The following is a 22302-nucleotide window of genomic DNA, read 5'->3' on the forward strand; positions in this document are numbered from 1 at the left end:
TGTTTTAAGTGGGTAGCGATCCCGTCATGAGAGGAGGCATTGTTGCGTGGATCAATTTCACCTCTGTCATCCCGTGGCTTGACCACGGGATCCAGTTAAAAATACTAAAATTATTAGTATTTTTTATTGTTTTTATAGACCCCGTGGTCAAGCCACGAGGTGACCAGTGGGTTTTACCGGTCCACGCAACAATGTCCGCTCGCAATGACGTTTAAGGCTTCGTCCTACTCGAAACAGTCTGTATATACTTATTATTCGTAATTCTTTTGTAACGCCATTTACTACTCTTTGAAATACTAATATTATGATTAAATTTAATATTTTGATCGATATTTGGCCCTAACGGATCTTTTATCATTTGATAAGATTTAACTGTTTCTAATTTTAAATAAGCTGCCGCAAGTTTTTCCAATCTAGCCGGCAAAAGTAGATAAGCTTGCTCTGCTTTTAAAATATGAATATTATTATTCTCACTATTTATCTGTTTTACAACACTACTTAATTGATAATCAAGAGTTGAGACTCGCTCCTTTATGCTGAACAAACTACATATTGCTATAATTGTTATCAATAATGTTAAATAGTGAAACTTTCTTATACTCATAATTAATTACTCATGTATCGCTTTTGCTGCTCGAAGTTTTGCCGATCTCGCTCTAATATTTAGCCCTACTTCTTTATCTGACGGTGCTAGAGCTTTGTTAGTAATAATCTTAAGCCATTTATCTGGATCAATTGCCATATCGTCTTTAGCATATTTTGACCTTGCTACCGGCTTTTCCGAATTTTCTTTAAAGAAATTCTTAACTATCCTGTCTTCTAAAGAGTGAAAAGACACCACAACTAAACGTCCGTCTTTCTTTAATATATTTTTTACATTCGCTAAAAACCGCTCTAACTCCCCAAACTCATCGTTTATATAAATCCTAATAGCTTGAAAGGTTTTAGTGGCAGGATCAATTTTGCCTTTTCTAAATCCTATACTACTTCTAACAATCTCGGCTAACCTGTCCGTGCTATCAATTCTCACCGTTTTTCTATATTCTACGATTCTCCTAGCAATTCTTCGTGAAAAGCTCTCATCTCCGTATTTGTAAATTACGTCAGCTAGCTCTTTTTCCTCTGCCGTATTTACAAACTCCTCGGCATTAAGTCCCTGCCCACTCATACGCATATCAAGCGGTCCGTCATGCAAAAACGAAAATCCTCTATCTGCTATATCTAACTGCATTGATGAAACGCCTAAATCCAGCACTATCCCATCAAATTTTTTTTTCTTAAGTTTTGTAAAGCTATCCGCAAAATTCGTTTCTATAAAATCAAACCTCTCACCGTAATTTTGCTTAATTTCTTCGGCTCTTTTAATCACATTCGGATCACGATCCAAAGCTGTGATATAACAGTCACAGCTTTCTAATATTGCTTTGCTATATCCTCCTGCTCCAAACGTACAATCTAAATAAGACTCACCGTCTTTTGGGCTTAAGGCCTCTAACATTTCATTTAGCATTACAGACACATGAGATTGTATCATTAATGAGCATTCCTTAGAGTTAAACGCTTTTCATGAGCAATTTTTTGAGCGGAATTTAAATATTTCTCAAAATTCTGCGGCTGCCAAATCTCAAAAATCACCCCTTTACCTACAAAACATGCTTGCTCTTCGATTCCTGCATGCTTCATTAAAGATTGCGGCAATATAACTCTTCCCTCACCATCAAAGGAAAGCTGCACTGCTTCCCCGAATATCATAGTCTCAAAGGCATCACGCTCCTCGGAATAAGGATCAAGCGTCTCTATCATCTGCCTTAATTTCTCGATATGCGAAATACCGCATGCTTCAATACAATTATTCCTAATCGACGGATAAGCAATCACACCGTTAAATAATTCTTTCCCTAGTACCGCACGGTAATTCGCCGGCACCGACACCCTACTCTTTTTATCAACACCATTTACATACTTAGATAAAAATACATTCATTGGTATAATTTGGGTTAATTTGGGATTTAATGGAAAATTATAGGATATTATAGGAATATAACGTAGTCAAGCGTTTTTAACAGGTAGGAGTTAAATTATTAACTTGTGTCTTTATTGTCATTACGAACTGGCATTGTTGCATGGATCGGTTCTTCCGTCATTGCGAGGAAATTGCATAGCAATTGACGAAGCAATCTCGTGCCAAAATCCTGAGATTGCCACGCTCCTTGCAAGTCGCTCGCAATGACGATATCATTCTTTATTTTACAATGCCCTAATAACTTAACATTTAAAATCTTGACATATATTTCAAACTGAACTAAACTAAGCTAGTTTAAATCAGTTAAAAAATTAAAGGTTTAAAATGCAAATAGTTAACATTCACAATGCAAAAACTCATTTATCCGAATTAATAAAATTAGCTGCAAACGGCGAAGAAATAATTATATGTAAATCAGGCAAGCCTACCGTCAAACTTATACAATATAATCCTAAGAAACAACGGCGTAAACCCGGCTATTGGGAAGGTAAAGTTGTTGTAAAAGAGGATTTTGATGATTTACCCGATGATTTTATGGATTTTTTTAAGTAATTGTCTCAGATGAAATACCTATTAGATACACATATTTTATTGCAGTGGCTAAATAATGATAAAACCTTGCCGCATAAAATAGCAGAAATTATAGCTAATCCTAATAATATAATTTTCGTAAGCAGTGTAAATACATGGGAGATTACTATTAAAAAATCTTTAGGAAAACTAGAAGCTCCAAATGACCTAGAAAAAGCCATTGAGGCTAATGAATTTCAAAAATTACCGATTTCTATAGCACATAGCACTTATATTGCAAATTTACCTTTATATCATAAAGACCCGTTTGATAGACTATTGATAGCCCAAGCAATAGTAGAAGGTTTAACCTTATTAACTTGCGATACTTACATATCTAAATATTCTGTACATACAATTAAAGCTTAATATACAAAAAATATTGATTTATTAATTTTTATTAATGATTACTCTGTTTTGAACATAAATAAAGGTTAATTATGCCGCAATTTGAATGTATAGCCACGATACTTAGATCACTCGGAAGTTATCAACCAAACTTTCCTTTACCTTATTTGTTTAATATTGGCGACAAGCTATTTACTTCCGTACCCTATCATGCATTTATGAAAGATAATACTACTAATACCCTTATAGATTTTGAAGAATGTGAAGACAACGCAAGTTATAGAATTCATAACTGGGCAAGAATTTTAATGAGAAAATGTCCGAAAGAAGCTAAACATACTATTAACTCTATAATAAAAGATTCAAATATACCGGCTTTTATAGGCTTTAATACTACTGAAGATTGTATTATTAATGCTAACTTTGAAGCCAATTTAAGAAACTTTACTTCATATGCTTTAGGACCAACAATACATACTGCCGGGTTTATGATGTTCGATAAAGAAGATTCAAACATGCCGTCCGGTAATTCTTCAATTACTTCAACATTTTTATCATTCACTAAAGACGGAGTAGTAACAATTTGTTGTGTAATTTTTGCTATATTAGCTATTTTAAAAATACAAGAATATTGTAAAAATAGTAAAAAAAACTTTAGACCAAGATAATGATAACACTTATACGCCAATGGAGCTATTAAGTAAAAAAGAAAATAAGTTTATAGAGCATCAAGATAATATATATAAATATAATCCTGATAAAGATATTCATGAAAAATATAGTACTACCATTTTAGGTTCTGCATCTGAAGTTTAAATTAATTATAGTATATTAAAAAATAATAACCTATAGTGAATGTCATTTAAAAACTTAACCTAATTTATGCTTAAAATACCTATAGATAATGTTATTGTATTCATATATCTAATATCTATTCTACTCATTGGTATATATTACCGAGCTAAACATAGTAGTTTTAAGAACTATGCAAATGTCGAAAGTAAAGCGAAAAATAGTAAGCTGTTATTAATAGCTACGATATTTGCAAGCTCTGTCGGAGGAGCTACCACTTTCGGCATTATGGAAAAGGCTTTTTTGGGACATGAATATTATGCTTACGCTCTTATACTTACAATACCTATAGATATATTAATTGCGATCTATATAGTGCCTTTAATTGCCAAACATTACGGAGCTGAAAGTATCGGCGACATTATGAGTACATATTACGGTAATATCGGTCGTTTTATCGGCGGTGTTAGCTCAGTCATTGTTTCAGTGGGGTTTTTGGCTGCTCAAATAAGCGTAAGCGGCTATATTTTTCAATATATCTTAGAAATAAATTATGTAAATGGGGTAATTTTAAGTTATAGTATAGTACTTATATATACTACAATAGGCGGTTTACAATCTATTGTTTTTACTAATTTACTACAATTTTTGGCGATGATAATCGCTATACCAACCATAACTTTTATCAGTTTAAATAAAGTTAATTTTGTAGATTTTATCGGTAGCTTATCAAGCACGAATTTTGATCAGAGCAACCTACTTTCTTATACGATTGCAGCAGCTTTAAGCTTTAGCGTCATGAATCTATATCCTACATTTATCCAAAGAGCTTTAATTAATAAAAATCCTACGCAAACAACTAAAGCAATATATGCAAAATCTGCTATATATTTTTTCTTCTTGATTTGCATTACTTTAAACGGTTTAATTGCTTATAAGCTTTATCCAAACCAACCGTCAAATTTAGTATTACCTTATTTAATCAACCAAATCATCCCGACCTTAATTCAAGGGATAGTAATGAGCGGCCTCTTAGCTGCCGTTATGTCTACTGCCGATTCTGATTTAAACGTTACTTCTATAGCTCTCGTTAAGGATATAATTAACCCTATACTTAAAGTAAAAAATCAGCAAAAATTATTATTAATTGCTCGAATTATTAACGTTATAATAGGAAGTTTTGCAATAATTGTAGCTTTAAAATTTAGTAATGTAATTGACTTAGTAGTGTTCTTTACCGGTTTTTGGGGACCGGTAATATTAGTACCGTTAATAACAACACTTTTTGGTATCAGAACATCTAAAACCGCAATGGCTTTATCATCACTCGGCGGAGCAGCTACTTTTTTAACGTGGGAATATTATTCTTTATACCTAAAATATTTTAACCTGAAAGGAGTATTTATAGGGACAATGACAAGTCTGATAATATTTATTTTAGGACGAAACGTCATTGCGAGCAGCCATAGGCTGCGTGGCAATCCAGAAAAATAATAAAAAAATGCTATGCATTTTTTTTCTTCCTTGCTTCGTCAATTACTTACGTAATTTCCGATACTACCTGCATAGTCTCTGCGTTAGTACGATATTTTCCTATAGCACCCAAATCTCTTCTACCGTTAGTTAATATTTCATGCCAACTAAACAAACAATCATGACTTAAGGGCTGCTTATACGAATAATACATATCGGCTAGCAATTCGGAAATGCCAATTTCTGCAGGTGAGGCTTTCCTATTATCCGTTGCTATATTAAAGTAACGCTTTATAGAAGATTGGCTCTATTTAGATATTCACCTTCAATTTCAGAACTATTCAATGCTTCGTCACTTGCAAGCATAACAATTAAGTTATTTTGATCTGCTTCTGAAAGATATTTAGTTGCTCCTAAAAGAATACCGCTATTTTTAACAAAATTTTTTTCTAAATCTAATATATGTTTCTGATCATATTCAAAGTTAGGCCAATCCTTACTCTGCCAGTTCCATATCATGAGTTATATATACTTTTTTCTATATAAAGCTGATACCCAAAACAGTTATTGCTATTACGTACATAATATGGTACACTTGAGTATACAACTTTTTTAGAGATAATATTGTGGCTATTTATACAAGCTCGCAAGCACGAGCTAAATTATTCACTCTTATTGATGAGACAAATAAAACTCATGAACCTATTTATATAAAGGGAAAACGTAATAATGCGGTAATCATATCAGAACAAGATTACGAGGGGTTGCAAGAGACTTTATATTTGTACTCTAAACCAGGCTTAGTAGAAAGAATTCTCGAAGCTAGTAAAGAACCGTTAGAAGAATGTATTAGTCATGAAGAAGCATGGAAATGATATATACTATACTGTACACAAAAAAAGCAATTGAATATATACAAAATTTAAAAGCAGCTAAATTAGCCGATAAAGCAGAAAATTTATGTAAATCCTTAACAATAAATTCAATGCCATTAAATAGTAAAAAACTTTATCGTAATTTAGTTGGTAAACGTTCTATAAGAATTAATTTACAACATAGATTAGTTTATGAAATATTAGAAGATAAAAAAATTATAAAAATACTTAGCATGTGGGGACATTATGAGTAATTATTCATCAATCCTTATGCAACGCTCTAAAAATCATCTCGGCAAGTGACCTACTAATGCCGTTTACTTTAGCAAGCTCATCTATGGTTGCATCGCATACTGCTTTGTATGAACCGAAATAATGCAGCAATGCTTTTTTACGAGTTTCACCTACGCCCTCTATATCGTCAAGGCTTGATATTTTTATAGCACGTGATCTACCTAATCTATGATTCTTTATGGCAAAATTATGAGCTTCATCTCGTAAGATTTGTAAATATTTCATAATCGGCAAATTTTTATCCAAAGTAAATACTTCTTTACCTGTCATATGGAATTGTTCAAGACCGGCATTTCTATCTACTCCTTTCGACATACAAACAAAAGGAATATTCATTTTAAATTTATCCATTACCTCTTTAACAATGCCTAAATGCCCTCTGCCGCCGTCTATAATCATTAAGTTTGGCAATTTATGCGGCTCATTCTTAAGTCTAGTTAATCTTCGTGTTAAAACTTGCCGGAGCATTTCATAATCGTCACCTTTAGTCATGTCATCCCCGCAAGGCATTGTTGCGTGGATCAATTTTACCTGTGTCATCCCGTGGTCAAGCCACGGGATCCAGTTAAAAATACTAAAATTATTAGTATTTTTTATTGTTTTTATGGACCCCGTGGTCAAGCCACGGGGTGACACAGTGGATTTTACCGGTCTACGCAACAATGCCTCCCCGCGAAGGCGGGGATCCAGATTGTTTATTAATGTACTGGATCCCGCTACAAGCTCGCGGGAGGACAGTGGGAAAGTGCGGGAGGACAATGAGAAAACCCGATATTCCTTTTTATCAAAACCGGCTTTACCGGCAACTACCATAACACCAACCGCAAACTTACCTTGAATATGGCTATTATCATAAATCTCAATTCTTTCAGGAATTTCAGAAAGACCAAATAGCTCTTTGATTTCAAGCATAATCTCTTGATTTTTTGCAAATTTCTTCAAATATTGCTCTAGAGAGAATAAAGCATTTGTTGCGGCGTTCTGAACTAGCTTGGCTTTACCTCCACTAATAGGTATTATAATATTGAGTTTAGTAATATTATTGATTTTCTTAATCGCCTCTATCACATCCTCTTTATCATTGATTTCATGATTAATTATAATTTCTGCAGGCACTTGTTGTTTTTGATAAAATTGTAATAAAAAATATTCTAATACTTCTTCTTTAGTACTATTTTCGGTAGAAGTAGGAAAATAAGGAATATTACCGCATGCTTGCCCTGCCCTATATAAAAACACTTCTACACAATAATGTTCGTTCTTTTCTACAATAGCAATTATATCTGCGTCTTTAACAATATCTGAAACACCTGCCTTAAGCTGCACATAACTAAGTGCCTTAATACGGTCTCTGATTTCTGCCGCCTCTTCAAAACGCATCTGACTACTTAGCTCTTCCATCTTTTTAGATAAGTTCTCTTGGAGTTCTTTAGTACGACCTTGTAAGAAATCTTTTACCTGCGTTACTAAGTCTCTATAGTCTTCCTTGTTTATTTTACCGACGCAAGGAGCATAACAACGTTTTATTTCATATTGTAAGCAAGGGCGAGTGCGTGAATTAAAGCAATTATCCGTGCAGGAACGTAATTTAAAAATTTTTTGTAGTTCGGTCAAAGTAGTATTAACTTCCGTAGGTGAGGCAAAAGGACCAAAAAATTTTCCGTCATTTAGAGTTTTACCTCGATATTTTAGCAATTGCGGAAAATCATGATCTAAACGTAACTTGATGAAAGGAAAAGACTTGTCGTCCTTAAGAAGAATATTAAATTTCGGCTGAAATTTTTTGATTAGCTGTGCTTCTAAAAGTAGTGCTTCAACTTCGGAATTAGTGATGCTGTACTCTAAAAAACAAGTATTTGCAATCATCCGAAGTGTCTTATTATCTAAATCGCTTTTAATGTAATTAGTAAGGCGTTTCTTTAAATTTTTAGCTTTACCGACATAGATAACTTGCTTGTTAACGTCAAACATTCGATAAACCCCTGAACGTTCAGGAACATCTATAAGTTTAGATTTAATTAACTCACTTCCGGTAATTTCTAGGGTCATGTGTATAGTTTCCTATGTCATTCCCGCGAAGGCGGGAATGACATAGAAGAGTGAACCATGCAACAATAACCTTCAATTCCCCGTTGTATTATACGGATTGTCATTTGCTACTTTAACATCCACTATTTTTCGTGTATTGTCATCAAAGAAAAAAGTTATTTTAAACTCATCTCCTACATTTAAATCTACTTTTGGGTCATAAAGCATAATATGCATGCCACCAGGCTTAAAATCAACGTTAATATTACCGGCAATTGAAAATGGATAATCCACTTTTACCATTTTACTAACCCCTTGATCATTAATTGTTTGATGAATTTCTATTCCACTTATCTTATCTGAAGATATATTCACTAAATTATAACTCTTACTTCTACTATTTATTAATGTAAAATACATAGCAGAATTGCTAACTTTACCTTGCACATTTGTTGTAGGTCTTGCCCAAGGCTGTGCAAAGTTAACGGCTGCCTCTGCAGGTAATAGATCATCGGGCTGATCAGAAGAAGAATTTGTAGAATTAGGATTTTGAGCTGTTTGGTTATCAGCATAGCTTACTGCACAAATTAAAGTTATAAAACCAACTAATAAAGTTTTTAGCATAATAGTACCTATGATAAATTAAAATAGGATATTAGCATAAGTTATTTTTTTTGCAAAATATTCTTACGCACCTCTTCAGGAAATTTCTCTATTGCATAACGTAGCATAGTTCTTGGCATTTGTAATATATAACGCTCCAAAAAATCTATTAACTGCTTTTCATCTTTTTTGCCTGCTTCACGTAGCATCCAACCTATTGCTTTATGCATTAAATCATGTTTATCGTTTAAGAGTAATTTTGCTATTTCAAAAGTCGTATCTAACTCATTATTTTTAATAAAATACCAAGTAGCAACTATAGCTATTCGTCTTTCCCAAAGAATTTCCGATTTTGTTAATGTAAAAAGATAATCCTTTTCTTTATCCCATAAATAAGCTCCAATTATATGATGGGCTGAAGCATCCACTAAATTCCAATTATTTACGTGTTTTATATTGTTTAAATAAAAATTATAAAAAAACTCTTTATCTTGTGCTTTCTGATATTGCATAATCAAAATAGCTAACACTAAAAATCTCTCTTCATTAAATTCTGAAGTAATAAGGCGGCTTAAATCCCCCACATCTAAATTATAATAACTTTTAGCTATTTTACGTAAAGTCGGTACGGTAACCCCAATAAACCGGTCATGCTTTCCATACTCTCCTTTCCTAGTTTTAAAGAACAGCGTTCTACGTTCTAAAGGAATATCTCAAGTAAAATATTTCTAATTTGTTGTAAATTTTCTCTCATGTTCAATAAGCCATTTTTTACGATGTAATCCCCCGCCATATCCTCCAAGTTCGCCATTGCTATTAATAATACGATGACAAGGAACAATTATTGCTAACTGATTCATACCGTTAGCATTTGCAACAGCTCTATAAGAAGTAGGTTTGCCCAAAGCTTTAGCCTGATTTAAATAACTTCGTGTTTCACCGTAAGGTATACTAATTAATTCTTGCCAAGCCATTTTTTGAAATTCGCTTCCTAAAAGATATATAGGCGTATTAAATTTTTGTAAAGTACCGGTAAAGTAAAATTTAAGCTCCTCTTCAATCATTAAAATTGGTTCAGTACTTCCAGGAATAATAGCAGATTTCGTCTTAATTCTTAGTCTTTCAATTTCCAGCTCTAGACCTCTTCTATCAACAAATTCTAATAAATAAAGTAATTTTTCATCGCTAATTGCAATCATAGCACCAAGAGGCGTATCTAACCAAGCTGCTTTTAAAATATTTAAATGCAGGTTAAATTTTGTCGGCGGTCCTCCCATTATTTTAGAGAAAGCATCTCGAAAACCGCTACTTGATTCATAACCCATATCAATTTGTGTATTAATTACCGATTTACTCATGCGAATTTGCTTCATCGCAATACCCATACGCCTTGCTCTTGCATATTCTATAAACGTCATACCGAAACGTTTTTTAAATTGGCAACGTGCTGTAGAAGCATCTACTGATAACTCATCAAAATCACTATTTTTCCATCGTTTAGCAGGATTAAGCTCAATAGCATTAACAAGAGTACAAACTAAATCCGAAACTTCGCAAGGATGTGAAAGAGGCTTGCAACGCTGACAAGGTCTATATGAAGCATGCAAAGCTTCCTTAGCAGTTTTATAAAATTCACAATTTTCAAATTTAGGTTTCCGTGCAGGACAAGTCGGTCTACAAAATACTCCTATTGTTTTAACCGCTACAAAAAAGATATTTTCATACCTGTCATCTTTATTAATTAATGCCTGATAATATTCTTGCCTTTGAAGCTCATTAAACATATTAATTTATCCTATAATATAAATTTATAATTATATTATATAAACTTTTTAAAACCCCTGTAACCGAAATTCAGGTATTGATTTTTTATTTAATAATTCTGTCTCTCATGCTCAATGAGCCATTTTTTACGATCTAGCCCTGAACCGTAACCGCCAAGCTCACCGTTATTATTGATGATGCGGTGACACGGAATAATTATAGCAAATTTATTTGCTCCATTAGCATTTGCAACAGCTCTATAAGATCTTTCCATACCTATTAATTTAGCTTGAGTGAAGTAACTTCTTGTTTCACCGTAAGGTACGTTTGTTAGATCTTGCCATACTAATTTTTGAAATTCGCTTCCTGAAAGATATATCGAAGTATTAAATTTTTTTAAAGTACCGTTAAAGTACAATTTTAGCTCCTCTTCAATTGATAGAATCGGTCTAGTGCGATCTTCAGTAATAGCCGATTTTGCGTTAATTTTAAGTCTTTTAATTTAATCCTTTACTTTCAGCAAAATCGAGCAAATAAAGCCTCTCTTCATCACTAATTGCCAGCATTGAACCAAGAGGAGTATTAAGCCAAGCGGATTTTAAACTCATTTTTTACCCTAAATATAGTTTCTTAATATTATAGTATTTAATTACAATTCAGCTATTGATTTTTTTATTTAACAATTTTAATATTTTAATACAACAATTTATAGGCTCTTAATTATGACAAAAGCTCATGTTTTTAAATATTCTCAAGTAATTTTAACTAAGAGAAAACTCGCTATAATAAAATTTAGCGAAGATAGCGGACTAAGTATACCGGATATTGCTACTATGGCAAAAGAAGAAGAAAAACCTAATGGAGTAATAGATCAGTATAAAACCGGTAAAATCACTACCGAAGAATTTCGTACAGAAATGAATAAATTAATTGAAAACGCAGGCGGCACTCCTATTACAAATCTTGAAACATTTGATAAATGCTGGAATGCTATATGCATAGTAGAACCTGAAAAGCTAACAGAGCTATATAATTTACAACAGACGCATAAATTTCATATCCACATTATAGGCAATACAAACGAATTACAGCATAATTATATTCAGCAAGAAATACAAAAAGCTCCGATTAAACCTAATATTTCTTATACACTTTCATATGAACGCGGTACATTAGATAATAATTTATTAGTAGAAAACGCAACAGCTTATCTAAAAGATCAAAATTATGAACCGGTATGGCACACTGCTAATCAAAATGACTATGACCAAAACGCTTTAGACATATTAGGAAAATATTACGATAATACGACTACAGATATTATATAAATATTGATAGCTTAAAAATTCTACAATAGCGAATTATGCAATAATTCGCTATTTGCGTTATTTAAATCAAATCATTTAGCTTCATGATCTTTAGCAAAATCAATTAAGCTTTCCACAACATCACTTAAATTTTCGGTATTAAAATTAATCCCCATTTCTTTTTTAACGACATCAAAAAAATAATCATCAAGTGAATTTCTCATTTCATTTAAAATTTTAGTGTTTTTTGTCCAATGAACAATTATTTTTTTCTTAATGATCTCATAGGTATCAAGAGCAATTTTAACACTTGCTTCATGCTGATTTTGATCTGTTTGATTTTGTAAGAAACTAAGTGATTTTCTATAAAAAGCTATTACTGTTTTGTTGTTGCCTAATTCACTCGGCACATCATTTTTAAATTCAGCACTTATTTTTTTAACTCTATTTAAAAAATCATTATACGATAAGCGTTTATTATGATACTGTGCTATTGCGTTATTTATAAGTGTAGAGAATTTTTGGTAAAAGGCATGATCGATATTAACATAATCCTTAATAGTATCTTGTATCTGAGCGTTAATTTGATGAGCCTTATCTCCATCTGTAATGTCTGTTCTAGCAATAAATTGTTCAAATATTTTATTGTCAAAAATGCTGACAATATTGGTCTTAGTAATATTACCGGCAATAACATGCTCATCAAGCAGTTTCACAATTTGACGAGTATATTTTTTTTGTCAGATTTTTCTTCATAACGCTGTTGTACTATTCTTTTGAGTTTATTCAATCTTTTTAATTCATGTCGTAATTCATTAGCTTCTTCTTTTTTTCATAAAATTTATAAGAATTAGAGGCTACAGACATCAAACGGTTAAATTTTTCTAACAATAAATAAAACTTACTGCGTATAACTTCATCAGCTAAATATTGCTCAAGTTGCTCAAAATCTGAATTGTTAGGTACATTTATAAAAATATTTTTAATTTCTTACAGTAACGGAAAAAGTTCTTCTATTTTATCGGCTACGGAGAATATAGCGTCTTTTAAATCTTCTTTATCTAACTTCCTCAAATTAATTATATTATTTTCATTTTCATAAACTTTACGTGCTTGTTCTAATTCTTGTGATAATCCCTCATAGTCAATTATATAACCGTATTCTTTAACTTTTCCTTTTTCCTCAAATAGACGATTTGCACGAGCAATAGCTTGTAAAAGAGTATGTTCTTTTAACCCTTTGCATATATAAACAACAGCATTACGCGGTGCATCGAAACCGGTTAATAATTTTGAAACTACAATTAAAATTTCAGGATCACCGACACTTTTAAATTCTTTAATAATTCTATTATTAAATTCTAGTCCATATCTTGTCTTCACGTTTTTTAAAAATTTCTGTATTTTGTTTTCGCTCTCAATATCTTCATAATCTTCTCGATCATCGGTAGAAGATATAACAACTTCGGAATTTACCTGACCTATATCATCTAAAATTTCTTTAAAGCGAACAGCAATTAATCTAGAAGGAGCTATTAACATACCTTTTAGACCTGTGCCTTTAAATGTTTCTAAATAGTGCATTAAAATATCAACTGCTTTAGCCTTAATAGTTTCTTCTGTGTGAGTAAGTACCTTTATACTTATGAATTGACTCACCAAACTTTTTTATGGTATTTTTATACTCTTTAAAAAGCGGTGTACCGGTAAATCCTATATAACAAGCGTTAGGGAGAATAGCTCGCATTTTACTTGCTAAATCACCGTATTGAGTACGATGACATTCATCAATAAAAACAAAAATATTATTGCTTGAATCTCGAAAGTCATTTTCAAAAGCTCTATTAAATTTATTAATTAATGTAGTTATAATAGATGTACCGCTTCTAAGCAGTTCAATTAAATTTTTAGATGAATCTGTAAGCTTAGGTTCAAATCCACAATTTTTAAAAGCATTTTTAATTTGTTCATCAAGTTCAACTCTATCGGTTATAATTACGATACGTGAACTTACAATATTAATGAATTCAAGTAAAGATTTAGCAATAAATATCATTGTTAGAGATTTACCCGTACCTTGCGTATGCCATATTACTCCGCCTTTTCTAATATTATCCTTGTCATATTGTTCTACTCTTTTCATAGCTGCATGTAAAAATTGATGATGACGAGCTATTTTTTTACTGAATTATCAAAAACACAAAAATTAGCGACTAAATTAAGCAATCTTTCAGGGCAACATAAAGCATAAAGTACTTTATCTTGCTCAGTAGGTTCTATATGACTGGCTAATTCCTGTTTATTAAAATAATTTCTATAAGAAGCAAAATCACCTGTGTAAAGAGTGTTTTTTACCTTTTTAGATAGAGGAATATTTATTAGATCACGTATAATATTGATATTTTGATTTTCTTCCTCTCTCTAATGCTCTTTTGAGCTACCTACGGTAGCATATTTTGCTTCATTCTTATTTACGGCAATTAATATTTGAGCATAGTAAAAAAGTTGCGATATTTCATCTGATCTTTGATTACGTATATGTTGAGATATAGCTTGATCTAATGACTCGGTAGGTGACTTATTTTCAATTACTACGAAAAGTATACCGTTAACAAATAGTACAATATCACATATACGTTCAGTATTCATTTTGGTTTTTACAGGTACTTCAAAAGCAACATTGTAAGTATTATTCTTAGGTTCTTGTCAATCAATATATTGTAAGGTATAGCTTTTAAAGTTTTTCTTAATATTAGCACCTAAAGTTAGTAAATCATATATCTCTTCGTTAGCTTTCATTAAACCGAAATTTTTAATATCTCTAAGCTGACGCACTGCCTTTTTGCATCCTCATCTTCTAAGTTAAAACTATGCTTTGTCTTATTAAGTTCCTTAATTTTTTCGATTAATGTATTATCTAGCAATATGTTTTGTGAATTACTACGTTCTTTCTTCAGCTTTTCTTGATTAAGCAGTTTATAGCCGAATGCCATTAGTGTTTTCACGGCTGTTATATGGGAAAGGAATTTTTCGTTGATATTCAATTCATTATTATTTGAGAACATAATTTTAATTATTTCTAAATTTCTTTGTGATTTCTAAGTAAGTTAACCGTAAAGATAATTTACCTAGTAAATTTGCTATCAAATATGAAATTTAGAATATTCTTTATTTTTAAAGCAAATTATAATTTTTACGTATCTACCTGCACACGCCACTCGCCGGTAAGTAACTTCTGTATTAATCCTTGTTTTTGTAACTCACCACACAAGTTATTAAGATAGTTTGCAACCCGGCTTTGCTGCTCAAGCAAAGGTATATATACAACATAATTCTCAATAGAGGGTTTTTGAATATTCGGCAAACCTGATCCTATTTTTAGCCGCATAATTTTAGGCTCATTTTGTTTGAGTTGAAAAAATAAAAAATATTTATTTAAATTAGCAGCTAAATTAGTGACTGAATAGCAATGTACGCCTAACCAAAATTTTTCCTTACATAAATTTACAAAACCACACGAACCACCTTCGCTAATAGTAATAGTATTTGCTTCCATATTCCATTGATCCGTAAAGCCTGAAGGAATTACACCACCATTCCAAACAGGATAAATACCGCCTTTCATATCAAGGCGATTTAATTGTTTTCCTTTACGAATAGTAGCTATGCTAGAAAGTTTAACAGCTTGCCACTTTTCTTCCCTTGCCTTGATACTGAAAATATTTCTAACAATTACATTATAATCTTGTTGTTTGATATCACATAATTTTGTTAATATCTTTATACTTTCATCCCACACACGTAAAATATTAGCTATTTTTTGTTGGCCAGGGAGAGGAGGAATTAAAATAGGTAAATTTGAGTATTCTTCAGCATTTATATTTGATTGCACTCCACTTCGTAAAATTTTTTTGATCCAAATTCTATATTCATTAGATTGAGTGAACAAAAAAAGATATTCCGGTAGAATAATTTTTTGATTTGGACGAAAACGAATTAAATAACTTGCATACGCTATAACTTCATTAGATTTACGTAAATAAGCTTTTCCTACACTACCAGTACGTGCAAAAACAATATCGCCTTTTTCTAAATAATAACTTTTCGCATCTGCAAGATTTATACTTTTAGCATTATGAGCGATTAAATTACCTTGTTCATTGATATCGGTAATACGTAAATATCTCGGTAATAAAGGATCATAATTTAGAGCAGCTACATTTGCACCATAAGAACCTTTTCCTATAATACAGCCTTTTAATAATAGATTTTTCCAATCCTTATGCATCATTTCCGCTTCTAAACTCATACATCAACCCCAAGCTCTTTTAGATGAATATCCATCTGTGAGCGTATATTTACTAGCTCTTTTTCAAGCTGTTGGATTTCTTTTTGCAGTTCTGCAATGTCAATTTCTTCTTCCTCATCGTATGTATCAATATAACTAGGAATATTTAAATTATATTTATTTTCACGAATTTCTTCTATATTTGCTAGATGAGAATATTTTTCAATGATTTTTCTATTTTTATAAATATCAACAATTTTATTAATATGCTCGTCTTCTAAAAAATTCTGCCCTTTACCTGCTTTAAAAAATCCACTAGCATCGATAAATAATATATCCTTTCGTTACTCGTTTTCCCCTTTTACTTCCCTTGAGCGATCAAATACTAAAATAGCAACGGGAATACTAGTTGAGGTAAAAAGATTAGCAGGTAAGCCTATTACTGGCATCTAATAGATTATCTTCGATTAAACTCTGACAAATTAAACCTTCGGTTCCCCCACGAAATAATACGCCGTGCGGTACTACTATAGCAGCACGCCCACTCTGCGGCTTAGTAGTCTCAATCATATGAGAAATAAAAGCATAGTCTCCTTTAGTTTTAGGAGGAATACCACGCCAAAAACGATTATGTTGATCGTTAGCTGCATTTTCATGCCCCCATTTTTCTAAACTAAATGGCGGATTAGCAACAACTATATCAAACTTCATGAGTTTATCACCTTCCAGCAATATAGGATGATTTAACGTATCACCCCAGTGAATATGTGCTCCGGCTTTTGAATGCAAAAACATATTCATCTGTGCTAATGCCCATGTTGCGTTATTCATTTCTTGACCGTAAAGTGCATAATTATGATTACCTACCTCTTCAGCTGCCTTAATTAAAAGTGAACCGGAACCGCAAGCCGGATCACAAATTATATTTTCCGGCTTTGGAGCAGCAAGCTTGGCAAGTAAAGTTGATACGGCAGCAGGCGTATAAAATTCACCGGCTTTTTTTCCCGCATCTGAGGCAAAGCGTGATATTAGATAAATATAACATTCACCTATAATATCTCTCTATCAGGGCTTAAATCTAATTCCGGCTTGTTAAAATCTTCTAATAACATTTTTAAACGACGATTTCGCTCTTTTGTCTTACCTAAATTAAATTCCGAGTTAAAATCGACATTTCGAAATACTCCTTCCAACTTTGCAAGGTTCCTCTGTTCTATTTTTATTAAAGCGTTATTTATAAGTTCACCGATATTATTTTCATTTCGTTTTATAAAGATATCATAAAAATTTGCACCTTTCGGTATTACAAATTCTTCTCGATCCAATTGTTGTTTGGCTCTTAAAGGTTTATCTTTATACTTTTCTTCATATTCTTTTGAATGTGCTAGCCAAACATCTGAAATATATTTAAAGAATAGCATTACTAATATGTAATCTTTATAATTTGCTGCATCCATCACACCGCGAAAAGTATCACAAGCAGCCCAAGCAGCACTATTTATTTGCTTTTGTTTTACTTGATCGGTCATATCTTTATTTGATTTATTTTATCTAGTGATAGATTATATAGGTTAAAAATTGAAAAGCAACCAATCTAGTTTTCATAAAAATAGATGGTAACAATTACTTTTTCAACTATTATATTTGTTTATAGCTCAAAATTAATAATAAAATATTTAGTTATAAATAAAAACTTACTTAATTTGAAAAATTAGTTTATTTGCAGCATATGGAATTTTTAGAAAATTTAGAAAGGTTGGAAAGCCTGAAGATATTTGGTGGATACAAAGGGGTTCAAACCTGCGACCTTCTGCGTGACAGGCAGAGGGTCTATTTTTATCTTATTTTTGTCCTTTATATAAAACAGAATTTTCTTTTAAAACCCTAATACTCATAACGTTTTAACCTATTATCTTAGTTAATATCAGTAGACTATTCAAAATTGCCTTATCTGTCAATTATTATTAAATCTCGCATTAAATTTCAATTAAACGGAACATATTGGGAACATTATAATTTCGTCAATTGCTATGAATTTTTTTGCAATGATGTTAATTTATTAACTAATCTGTTTTTAGTTAGCAATGCCATAATATTTTTTAAAATTAGGACTTGCATATCCTTTTTAACCGAGTTATATCAATCAACTTATAGTTAAATATTAAATATAAAATTTAAATTAAAAAAATAATTATGACTAAGGACTCATTTAATTTTACATATAGCGAACTTATTAAAATTAAAATTCCCAAAGAAGGTCAAGTAAAATATAAAGACGATAAATTACAATGCTTAGTATTAATAGCATCTTATAGCGGTAGTAAAACTTTTTATTATGGTAAAAAAATAAACGATAGGTACAAATTAAAGTGGATAGGACGCTTTCCTAAATTATCAATTGCGAAAGCACGAAAGAAAGCTATTGAATTTAAAGAGGAAATTGCTAGCGATGAAAAAATAAGTAATTTATCTAAAAAAGAAGCTGAAGAAATAGCAAAAAACAAAAAAGAAGTAATTAGTGAGTGGGTATTTCCAAGTCCTAAAAAAAGTAAAACAGGACACTTACAAGAACCTAAAAAAGCATGGAAAAAAATTATTGATGAAGCAGAAATAGAAAACCTTACAGGACACGATCTTCGTAGGAGTTTAGCTAGCTGGATGGCGAGTGAAAATATTGATACAAACATAATAGCTAAAACTCTTGGTCATCAAAGTATTAATTCTACTCTAATTTACGCAAGGCTTAATGTTAAAGCAGTAAGAGCTTCTATGGAACAAGCACTCAAGGGGAAAATACCAATTATTCAATAATGAATATTGTAGCACTTATAACGATTTTTAATAACTTTTAGTTTATTTATATTAATTATTGCTATTTTGTTCGATAGATCAAATATATTTAATATAATTTTCAATTTAAAGTAAAATAATATTGGATATATTAAATTACCTGAGCTAAATATAGGTCCGGTGATATTACATAAGGTAATATAAAACGTAGAAATTAGCTAAAGTCGACAAACCAACCTAATTCCTACGCACCATTTTAGCAAACTAAAACAGAAGAACAAATATTATGACAAAAAATAATACTACGCAATCAAAACACGAAAAAACTAACCTTAATACTACAAAAAATACTTCCAAAGTGATTCAAAAGTCACATAATAGCTGGGAACACCCAACAAAGCTTTTACCGGTAGTTGCTAGCTTAAAAGCTTTAATGGAAGGTAATACCGGCAGAAACCATATACAAGAAGATAATTCAGAAAGTGATTGTGATATTCATAAATGTATGATTTTACAAAATGAATTAAGAACTACACAACATGAAGTAATGACTTTAAAAACCGCACAACATGAATTTACTTCACGTCACATAGGGGAACTGCTTTGTTTTTACGAAATGCTACACAGTAATATTACTGAATTCTTAAAATTAGAAAGTGATAAAAAAAAAGCCTTAATTTAACAAACATTAAAAATACTATAGAAGCACTAATAAAATATAGTAATAAATTAATTACTTTCACTAATACTTTGTCAAATACTAATCCTTTATTACACAAAAAGATTATCTCTAAAGAAATATTCAGCAATGTAATAGATTTAATGAAACAGAAAGCAAAGGAAAAGGATTTAAGACTTAGCTATATACCTAAGGATATACCTCATACTATAGTTGGGGATTATTATAAGATTAGAAATATATTAAAATATTTAATCACTAATGCAATTGAATATAATTCTAAGGGCGATATTACAGTAACTGTTAATTCATTTGATAAAGCTCACCAAGAAGTAAAATATGATAAGCCTAAAGAAGTTGTTTTAGAATTCATAATAAAGTCGACCGAACCGATTCTATCTAAAGAGGAAGAGCAGCTTATATATTGCTATAACAAAAATTCCGTTTCAATTTTTGAATATGTCAGACTTGGTTTAAATTTAAAGCTATAGTAAAACAGTTAGTAAACGAAATGGGCGGTGAGCTTGACGTTATAAATACCGAAAAAGAAAGCACGGTTTTTGCTTGTTTTTTACCTATAACTTTACCGCTTATTGATAATATAATTGACGAAATAGAATAAATTATAATTCTTGGCAGATGATAGAAACTGATTATTTGGTTTCTATCATCTGTTTATTTTAAATTTGTCTAAAGAATTAATATAAGCTAATAATTTTTATATTTTTCTTTAGCCAATAGCAAAGTAAAAGTACTATTTAGACTACCCTTAATTCAGGCTGTATTTAAGCCCTGTTATTCGATTAAAGCTGTGCGAGTAAAACTAGAGCTACCACCCCATATCTTTAACTTCATCTGATGTAGAATTATGGCCTTCTCCTAGTGTGGGGTCAGGGGGAGAGAAAGTTCTTGATGAGCTACTTCTTCTTGTATATGTTGTAATTCTTGTAATTTATTATCAATTAGTCCCTTTACTCCAGACTGTTCAAGTTCATTTACTTTCGAATGTACTAGGTATATTATTCCCTCAAAATCATATGGTTCCTTTATTACTTTAGGTTCCATTAGAAGCGCAAATGCCTGTTTTAATATTTGAGAAAATTCCTGTTTTACTATTCCATTATCATCGTATAGTTCTAAAGGTGTTTTGTTTCCTATAGAATATATCAAATCTAAATATGAAGTAACTTTATTTGTGTTAGTATCATAAAGTTACTTTTTCAATAAGTAACTTTATTATTTGAGCATTACCTCCCTTAATGGCAGTATATAATGCTGTATTTCCATTGTTATCGCTAGCATTTATAACCTCATGGGTCATTTTCCCAATAAGCCACTCAACTATTTTAATGTAACCTACGGTACTTGCAAGAGCAGTTGCAAAATGTAATACTGTTTGACCATTTATATCTGAGTCATTTAACAATTTTGAGAAACTTGACTTATCTTCTAAATTTAATTTACTCTCTAAAAAATCTAGTAGTGCTATTGCTCATTTTCCTTTATGGTTACCAAGTAACATATGGTGTAATATGTTTTTATTATTGCTATCAACATGATTTATTGCATTAGAGTCAAAATTTTGATTGCTCAAAAGTGAGTTAATAGTGTCTATGTTTAGAGTGTATAATACATTGTATGATTGTTCTTTGGTAAGTGGAGTAGATATAGCGTTTAGTAATACTTCAACCACTTCAGCAGTACTATTGCTTGCTGCAAAATGTAATATATTACCATATTTAGTGTCAGTAATAATTTCGGCATGACTTTCAGGATTTATTTTATTTAAAAATAATTTAACTATTTCTGCACCTCCTAAAACTGCAAAATGTAGTATATTATGCTTATCACTATCAGTTAAATTTATAAGTTGTAAAACTTGAGCATCAGATAAAGGTTGCAATAATGTTTTAACGATTTCTTCATTACCTGCTTTTGCTATTGAGCGTAATAACTCATAATCCCAAGCTGGTTCATAAGAGTCAAGATTCTCAGTATAAAAAGTGAACTTTCCATAATCTTTAATATCTTGGAAAGCTTTTTTTAAGTTCATTAAATTTTTAACAGTTGCTAAATGTAATGCAGTGAAGCCGGAAATATCCTGAGTTTCTAAAAAAATATTTAAATTTCTTTCTTCTTGTGGTGTATTAAACCTGTTAACTAACTTTGTAACTGCTACACTATCATTGTTAAGGGTTGCACTGTGTAAAGCTGTAAAACCATTGGATGTTTTTTTATTATATCCTCACTTTTCATTTTAGAGAGAAGTATATCAATTGCTTCGTGTTCTTTTTCTTCAACTGCCAAATTTAATAATGTATTACCGTTTTTATCATTATTATTACCTAGACAATCCTCAATTGATTTACTTGTATGTAAAAACTTCTCAAATCTATTTAAATCTAAGCCAAACTCTTGTACTGACTGAAATAACATACGCATATATGCTTCTTCGCTTTCTTTTCCTA

Annotated in this window: 29 protein-coding genes and 6 pseudogenes; 11 read left to right on the plus strand and 24 right to left on the minus strand. The window is 31.3% G+C overall.

The features are described 5' to 3' along the window. Positions 1-34 precede the first annotated feature (34 nt). The 4 genes and pseudogenes from MB29_RS11235 to mraZ all read right to left on the minus strand — a co-directional run. Positions 35-201 (minus strand): annotated as a pseudogene (locus tag MB29_RS11235) (tRNA lysidine(34) synthetase TilS); the annotation flags it as partial. Positions 202-211: 10 nt separating this feature from the next. Then, the gene (gene ftsL / locus MB29_RS01565) at positions 212-604 is read right to left on the minus strand and encodes a cell division protein FtsL (protein ID WP_008580117.1); all 393 of its coding nucleotides are present in this window, start codon (positions 602-604) and stop codon (positions 212-214) included. 6 nt (positions 605-610) lie between these two features. Further along, entirely contained in the window at positions 611-1534 is a 924-nt protein-coding gene (gene rsmH / locus MB29_RS01570; RefSeq protein ID WP_032138779.1) for a 16S rRNA (cytosine(1402)-N(4))-methyltransferase RsmH, read from the minus strand. Continuing rightward, complete coding sequence (gene mraZ / locus MB29_RS01575; protein ID WP_008580119.1) at positions 1534-1983, minus strand: division/cell wall cluster transcriptional repressor MraZ; 450 nt, start codon at positions 1981-1983, stop codon at positions 1534-1536. Before mraZ ends, rsmH begins: the two co-directional genes overlap by 1 nt. A 364-nt stretch (positions 1984-2347) precedes the next feature. On the opposite strand from mraZ, the gene MB29_RS01580 reads away from it, so the two are divergent. The 5 genes from MB29_RS01580 to MB29_RS01595 all read left to right on the plus strand — a co-directional run bounded on the left by MB29_RS01580 (position 2348) and on the right by MB29_RS01595 (position 5227). Then, positions 2348-2575 carry a type II toxin-antitoxin system Phd/YefM family antitoxin gene (locus MB29_RS01580; RefSeq protein WP_023508283.1) on the plus strand — a complete coding sequence of 76 codons (228 nt, stop codon included), beginning with the start codon at positions 2348-2350 and terminating at the stop codon, positions 2573-2575. A 9-nt stretch (positions 2576-2584) separates the two neighbouring features. After that, entirely contained in the window at positions 2585-2962 is a 378-nt protein-coding gene (locus MB29_RS01585) for a type II toxin-antitoxin system VapC family toxin (protein ID WP_023508284.1), read from the plus strand. 71 nt (positions 2963-3033) lie between these two features. After that, the gene (locus tag MB29_RS01590; RefSeq protein WP_032138780.1) at positions 3034-3609 is read left to right on the plus strand and encodes a hypothetical protein; all 576 of its coding nucleotides are present in this window, start codon (positions 3034-3036) and stop codon (positions 3607-3609) included. 19 nt (positions 3610-3628) lie between these two features. Beyond that, positions 3629-3757: a hypothetical protein gene (locus MB29_RS13345; RefSeq protein WP_267881713.1), complete on the plus strand. Its 129-nt coding sequence runs from the start codon at positions 3629-3631 to the stop codon at positions 3755-3757. Positions 3758-3823: 66 nt separating this feature from the next. Further along, the gene (locus MB29_RS01595) at positions 3824-5227 is read left to right on the plus strand and encodes a sodium:solute symporter family protein (RefSeq protein WP_032138781.1); all 1404 of its coding nucleotides are present in this window, start codon (positions 3824-3826) and stop codon (positions 5225-5227) included. Between the two features lie 270 nt (positions 5228-5497). On the opposite strand, the gene MB29_RS12380 is transcribed toward MB29_RS01595, so the two are convergent. Next, positions 5498-5725: a DUF4172 domain-containing protein gene (locus MB29_RS12380; RefSeq protein WP_233418844.1), complete on the minus strand. Its 228-nt coding sequence runs from the start codon at positions 5723-5725 to the stop codon at positions 5498-5500. A gap of 107 nt (positions 5726-5832) precedes the next feature. Here MB29_RS12380 and MB29_RS01605 point away from each other — a divergent pair, with 107 nt between their 5' ends. After that, positions 5833-6081 carry a type II toxin-antitoxin system Phd/YefM family antitoxin gene (locus MB29_RS01605; RefSeq protein ID WP_023508289.1) on the plus strand — a complete coding sequence of 83 codons (249 nt, stop codon included), beginning with the start codon at positions 5833-5835 and terminating at the stop codon, positions 6079-6081. Further along, positions 6078-6335 carry a type II toxin-antitoxin system RelE/ParE family toxin gene (locus MB29_RS01610; RefSeq protein ID WP_032138817.1) on the plus strand — a complete coding sequence of 86 codons (258 nt, stop codon included), beginning with the start codon at positions 6078-6080 and terminating at the stop codon, positions 6333-6335. Before MB29_RS01605 ends, MB29_RS01610 begins: the two co-directional genes overlap by 4 nt. A gap of 7 nt (positions 6336-6342) precedes the next feature. Here the strand turns inward: MB29_RS01610 and uvrC are convergent, their stop codons facing one another. From uvrC to MB29_RS08040, 6 genes and pseudogenes are all read right to left on the minus strand, one after another. Beyond that, positions 6343-8424 carry an excinuclease ABC subunit UvrC gene (uvrC, locus tag MB29_RS14015; protein ID WP_032138782.1) on the minus strand — a complete coding sequence of 694 codons (2082 nt, stop codon included), beginning with the start codon at positions 8422-8424 and terminating at the stop codon, positions 6343-6345. A gap of 72 nt (positions 8425-8496) precedes the next feature. Beyond that, a complete protein-coding gene (locus tag MB29_RS01620) occupies positions 8497-9027 on the minus strand; it encodes a copper chaperone PCu(A)C (RefSeq protein WP_032138783.1) in 531 nt (176 codons plus the stop codon). Between the two features lie 41 nt (positions 9028-9068). Further along, positions 9069-9617, minus strand: coding sequence for a DNA alkylation repair protein (locus MB29_RS01625; protein WP_233418854.1), 549 nt, complete (start codon positions 9615-9617; stop codon positions 9069-9071). Positions 9618-9734: 117 nt separating this feature from the next. Then, the gene (locus tag MB29_RS12390; RefSeq protein ID WP_233418855.1) at positions 9735-10283 is read right to left on the minus strand and encodes a methylated-DNA--[protein]-cysteine S-methyltransferase; all 549 of its coding nucleotides are present in this window, start codon (positions 10281-10283) and stop codon (positions 9735-9737) included. A 36-nt stretch (positions 10284-10319) separates the two neighbouring features. Beyond that, positions 10320-10790: pseudogene (locus MB29_RS12395) on the minus strand (bifunctional transcriptional activator/DNA repair enzyme AdaA); the annotation flags it as partial. Positions 10791-10879: 89 nt separating this feature from the next. Continuing rightward, a pseudogene (locus MB29_RS08040) lies at positions 10880-11378 on the minus strand (methylated-DNA--[protein]-cysteine S-methyltransferase). A gap of 114 nt (positions 11379-11492) precedes the next feature. Between MB29_RS08040 and MB29_RS12400 the strand changes: the two are divergent. After that, positions 11493-12098, plus strand: a complete 606-nt coding sequence (locus MB29_RS12400) for a hypothetical protein (RefSeq protein ID WP_233418856.1) — start codon at positions 11493-11495, stop codon at positions 12096-12098. Between the two features lie 248 nt (positions 12099-12346). On the opposite strand, the pseudogene MB29_RS08045 reads toward MB29_RS12400, so the two are convergent. The 9 genes and pseudogenes from MB29_RS08045 to MB29_RS12410 form a co-directional block, all read right to left on the minus strand. After that, positions 12347-12793: pseudogene (locus MB29_RS08045) on the minus strand (hypothetical protein); the annotation flags it as partial. 274 nt (positions 12794-13067) lie between these two features. Then, positions 13068-13736 carry a type I restriction enzyme subunit R domain-containing protein gene (locus MB29_RS12405; protein WP_233418845.1) on the minus strand — a complete coding sequence of 223 codons (669 nt, stop codon included), beginning with the start codon at positions 13734-13736 and terminating at the stop codon, positions 13068-13070. Beyond that, on the minus strand, positions 13684-14220 hold the full coding sequence (locus MB29_RS01660) for a DEAD/DEAH box helicase family protein (RefSeq protein ID WP_032138787.1): 537 nt from the start codon (positions 14218-14220) through the stop codon (positions 13684-13686). The genes MB29_RS12405 and MB29_RS01660 overlap by 53 nt, the downstream gene beginning before the upstream one ends. 278 nt (positions 14221-14498) lie before the next feature. Continuing rightward, positions 14499-14768 (minus strand): annotated as a pseudogene (locus MB29_RS09690) (type I restriction endonuclease); the annotation flags it as partial. Between the two features lie 107 nt (positions 14769-14875). After that, positions 14876-15082, minus strand: a complete 207-nt coding sequence (locus MB29_RS01670) for an HsdR family type I site-specific deoxyribonuclease (protein WP_233418847.1) — start codon at positions 15080-15082, stop codon at positions 14876-14878. A 188-nt stretch (positions 15083-15270) separates the two neighbouring features. After that, a complete protein-coding gene (locus MB29_RS09695) occupies positions 15271-16386 on the minus strand; it encodes a restriction endonuclease subunit S (RefSeq protein WP_084686729.1) in 1116 nt (371 codons plus the stop codon). Further along, positions 16383-16814: pseudogene (locus MB29_RS13350) on the minus strand (N-6 DNA methylase). Before MB29_RS13350 ends, MB29_RS09695 begins: the two are co-directional and overlap by 4 nt. Further along, on the minus strand, positions 16789-17421 hold the full coding sequence (locus tag MB29_RS13355; protein WP_324607269.1) for an HsdM family class I SAM-dependent methyltransferase: 633 nt from the start codon (positions 17419-17421) through the stop codon (positions 16789-16791). Before MB29_RS13355 ends, MB29_RS13350 begins: the two are co-directional and overlap by 26 nt. Next, on the minus strand, positions 17415-17894 hold the full coding sequence (locus MB29_RS12410) for a type I restriction-modification system subunit M N-terminal domain-containing protein (RefSeq protein WP_233418848.1): 480 nt from the start codon (positions 17892-17894) through the stop codon (positions 17415-17417). The genes MB29_RS13355 and MB29_RS12410 overlap by 7 nt, the downstream gene beginning before the upstream one ends. 664 nt (positions 17895-18558) lie before the next feature. Here MB29_RS12410 and MB29_RS09020 point away from each other — a divergent pair. The 3 genes from MB29_RS09020 (at position 18559) to MB29_RS01700 (ending at position 20325) form a co-directional block, all read left to right on the plus strand. Next, complete coding sequence (locus tag MB29_RS09020) at positions 18559-19176, plus strand: integrase family protein (protein ID WP_051965280.1); 618 nt, start codon at positions 18559-18561, stop codon at positions 19174-19176. A gap of 265 nt (positions 19177-19441) precedes the next feature. After that, positions 19442-19837 carry a hypothetical protein gene (locus tag MB29_RS01695; RefSeq protein WP_032138788.1) on the plus strand — a complete coding sequence of 132 codons (396 nt, stop codon included), beginning with the start codon at positions 19442-19444 and terminating at the stop codon, positions 19835-19837. A 68-nt stretch (positions 19838-19905) separates the two neighbouring features. Beyond that, entirely contained in the window at positions 19906-20325 is a 420-nt protein-coding gene (locus tag MB29_RS01700; RefSeq protein WP_233418849.1) for a hypothetical protein, read from the plus strand. A gap of 388 nt (positions 20326-20713) precedes the next feature. Here the strand turns inward: MB29_RS01700 and MB29_RS01705 are convergent, their stop codons facing one another. The 4 genes from MB29_RS01705 to MB29_RS01720 form a co-directional block, all read right to left on the minus strand. After that, on the minus strand, positions 20714-21004 hold the full coding sequence (locus MB29_RS01705) for a hypothetical protein (protein WP_032138789.1): 291 nt from the start codon (positions 21002-21004) through the stop codon (positions 20714-20716). Positions 21005-21038: 34 nt separating this feature from the next. After that, positions 21039-21260 carry an ankyrin repeat domain-containing protein gene (locus MB29_RS01710; RefSeq protein WP_032138790.1) on the minus strand — a complete coding sequence of 74 codons (222 nt, stop codon included), beginning with the start codon at positions 21258-21260 and terminating at the stop codon, positions 21039-21041. A 66-nt stretch (positions 21261-21326) separates the two neighbouring features. Continuing rightward, entirely contained in the window at positions 21327-21887 is a 561-nt protein-coding gene (locus MB29_RS01715) for an ankyrin repeat domain-containing protein (protein ID WP_032138791.1), read from the minus strand. Between the two features lie 122 nt (positions 21888-22009). Continuing rightward, complete coding sequence (locus MB29_RS01720) at positions 22010-22270, minus strand: hypothetical protein (RefSeq protein ID WP_215426160.1); 261 nt, start codon at positions 22268-22270, stop codon at positions 22010-22012. Positions 22271-22302: the final 32 nt, after the last annotated feature.

The organism is Rickettsia tamurae (genome assembly GCF_000751075.1).
GTDB lineage: Bacteria > Pseudomonadota > Alphaproteobacteria > Rickettsiales > Rickettsiaceae > Rickettsia > Rickettsia tamurae.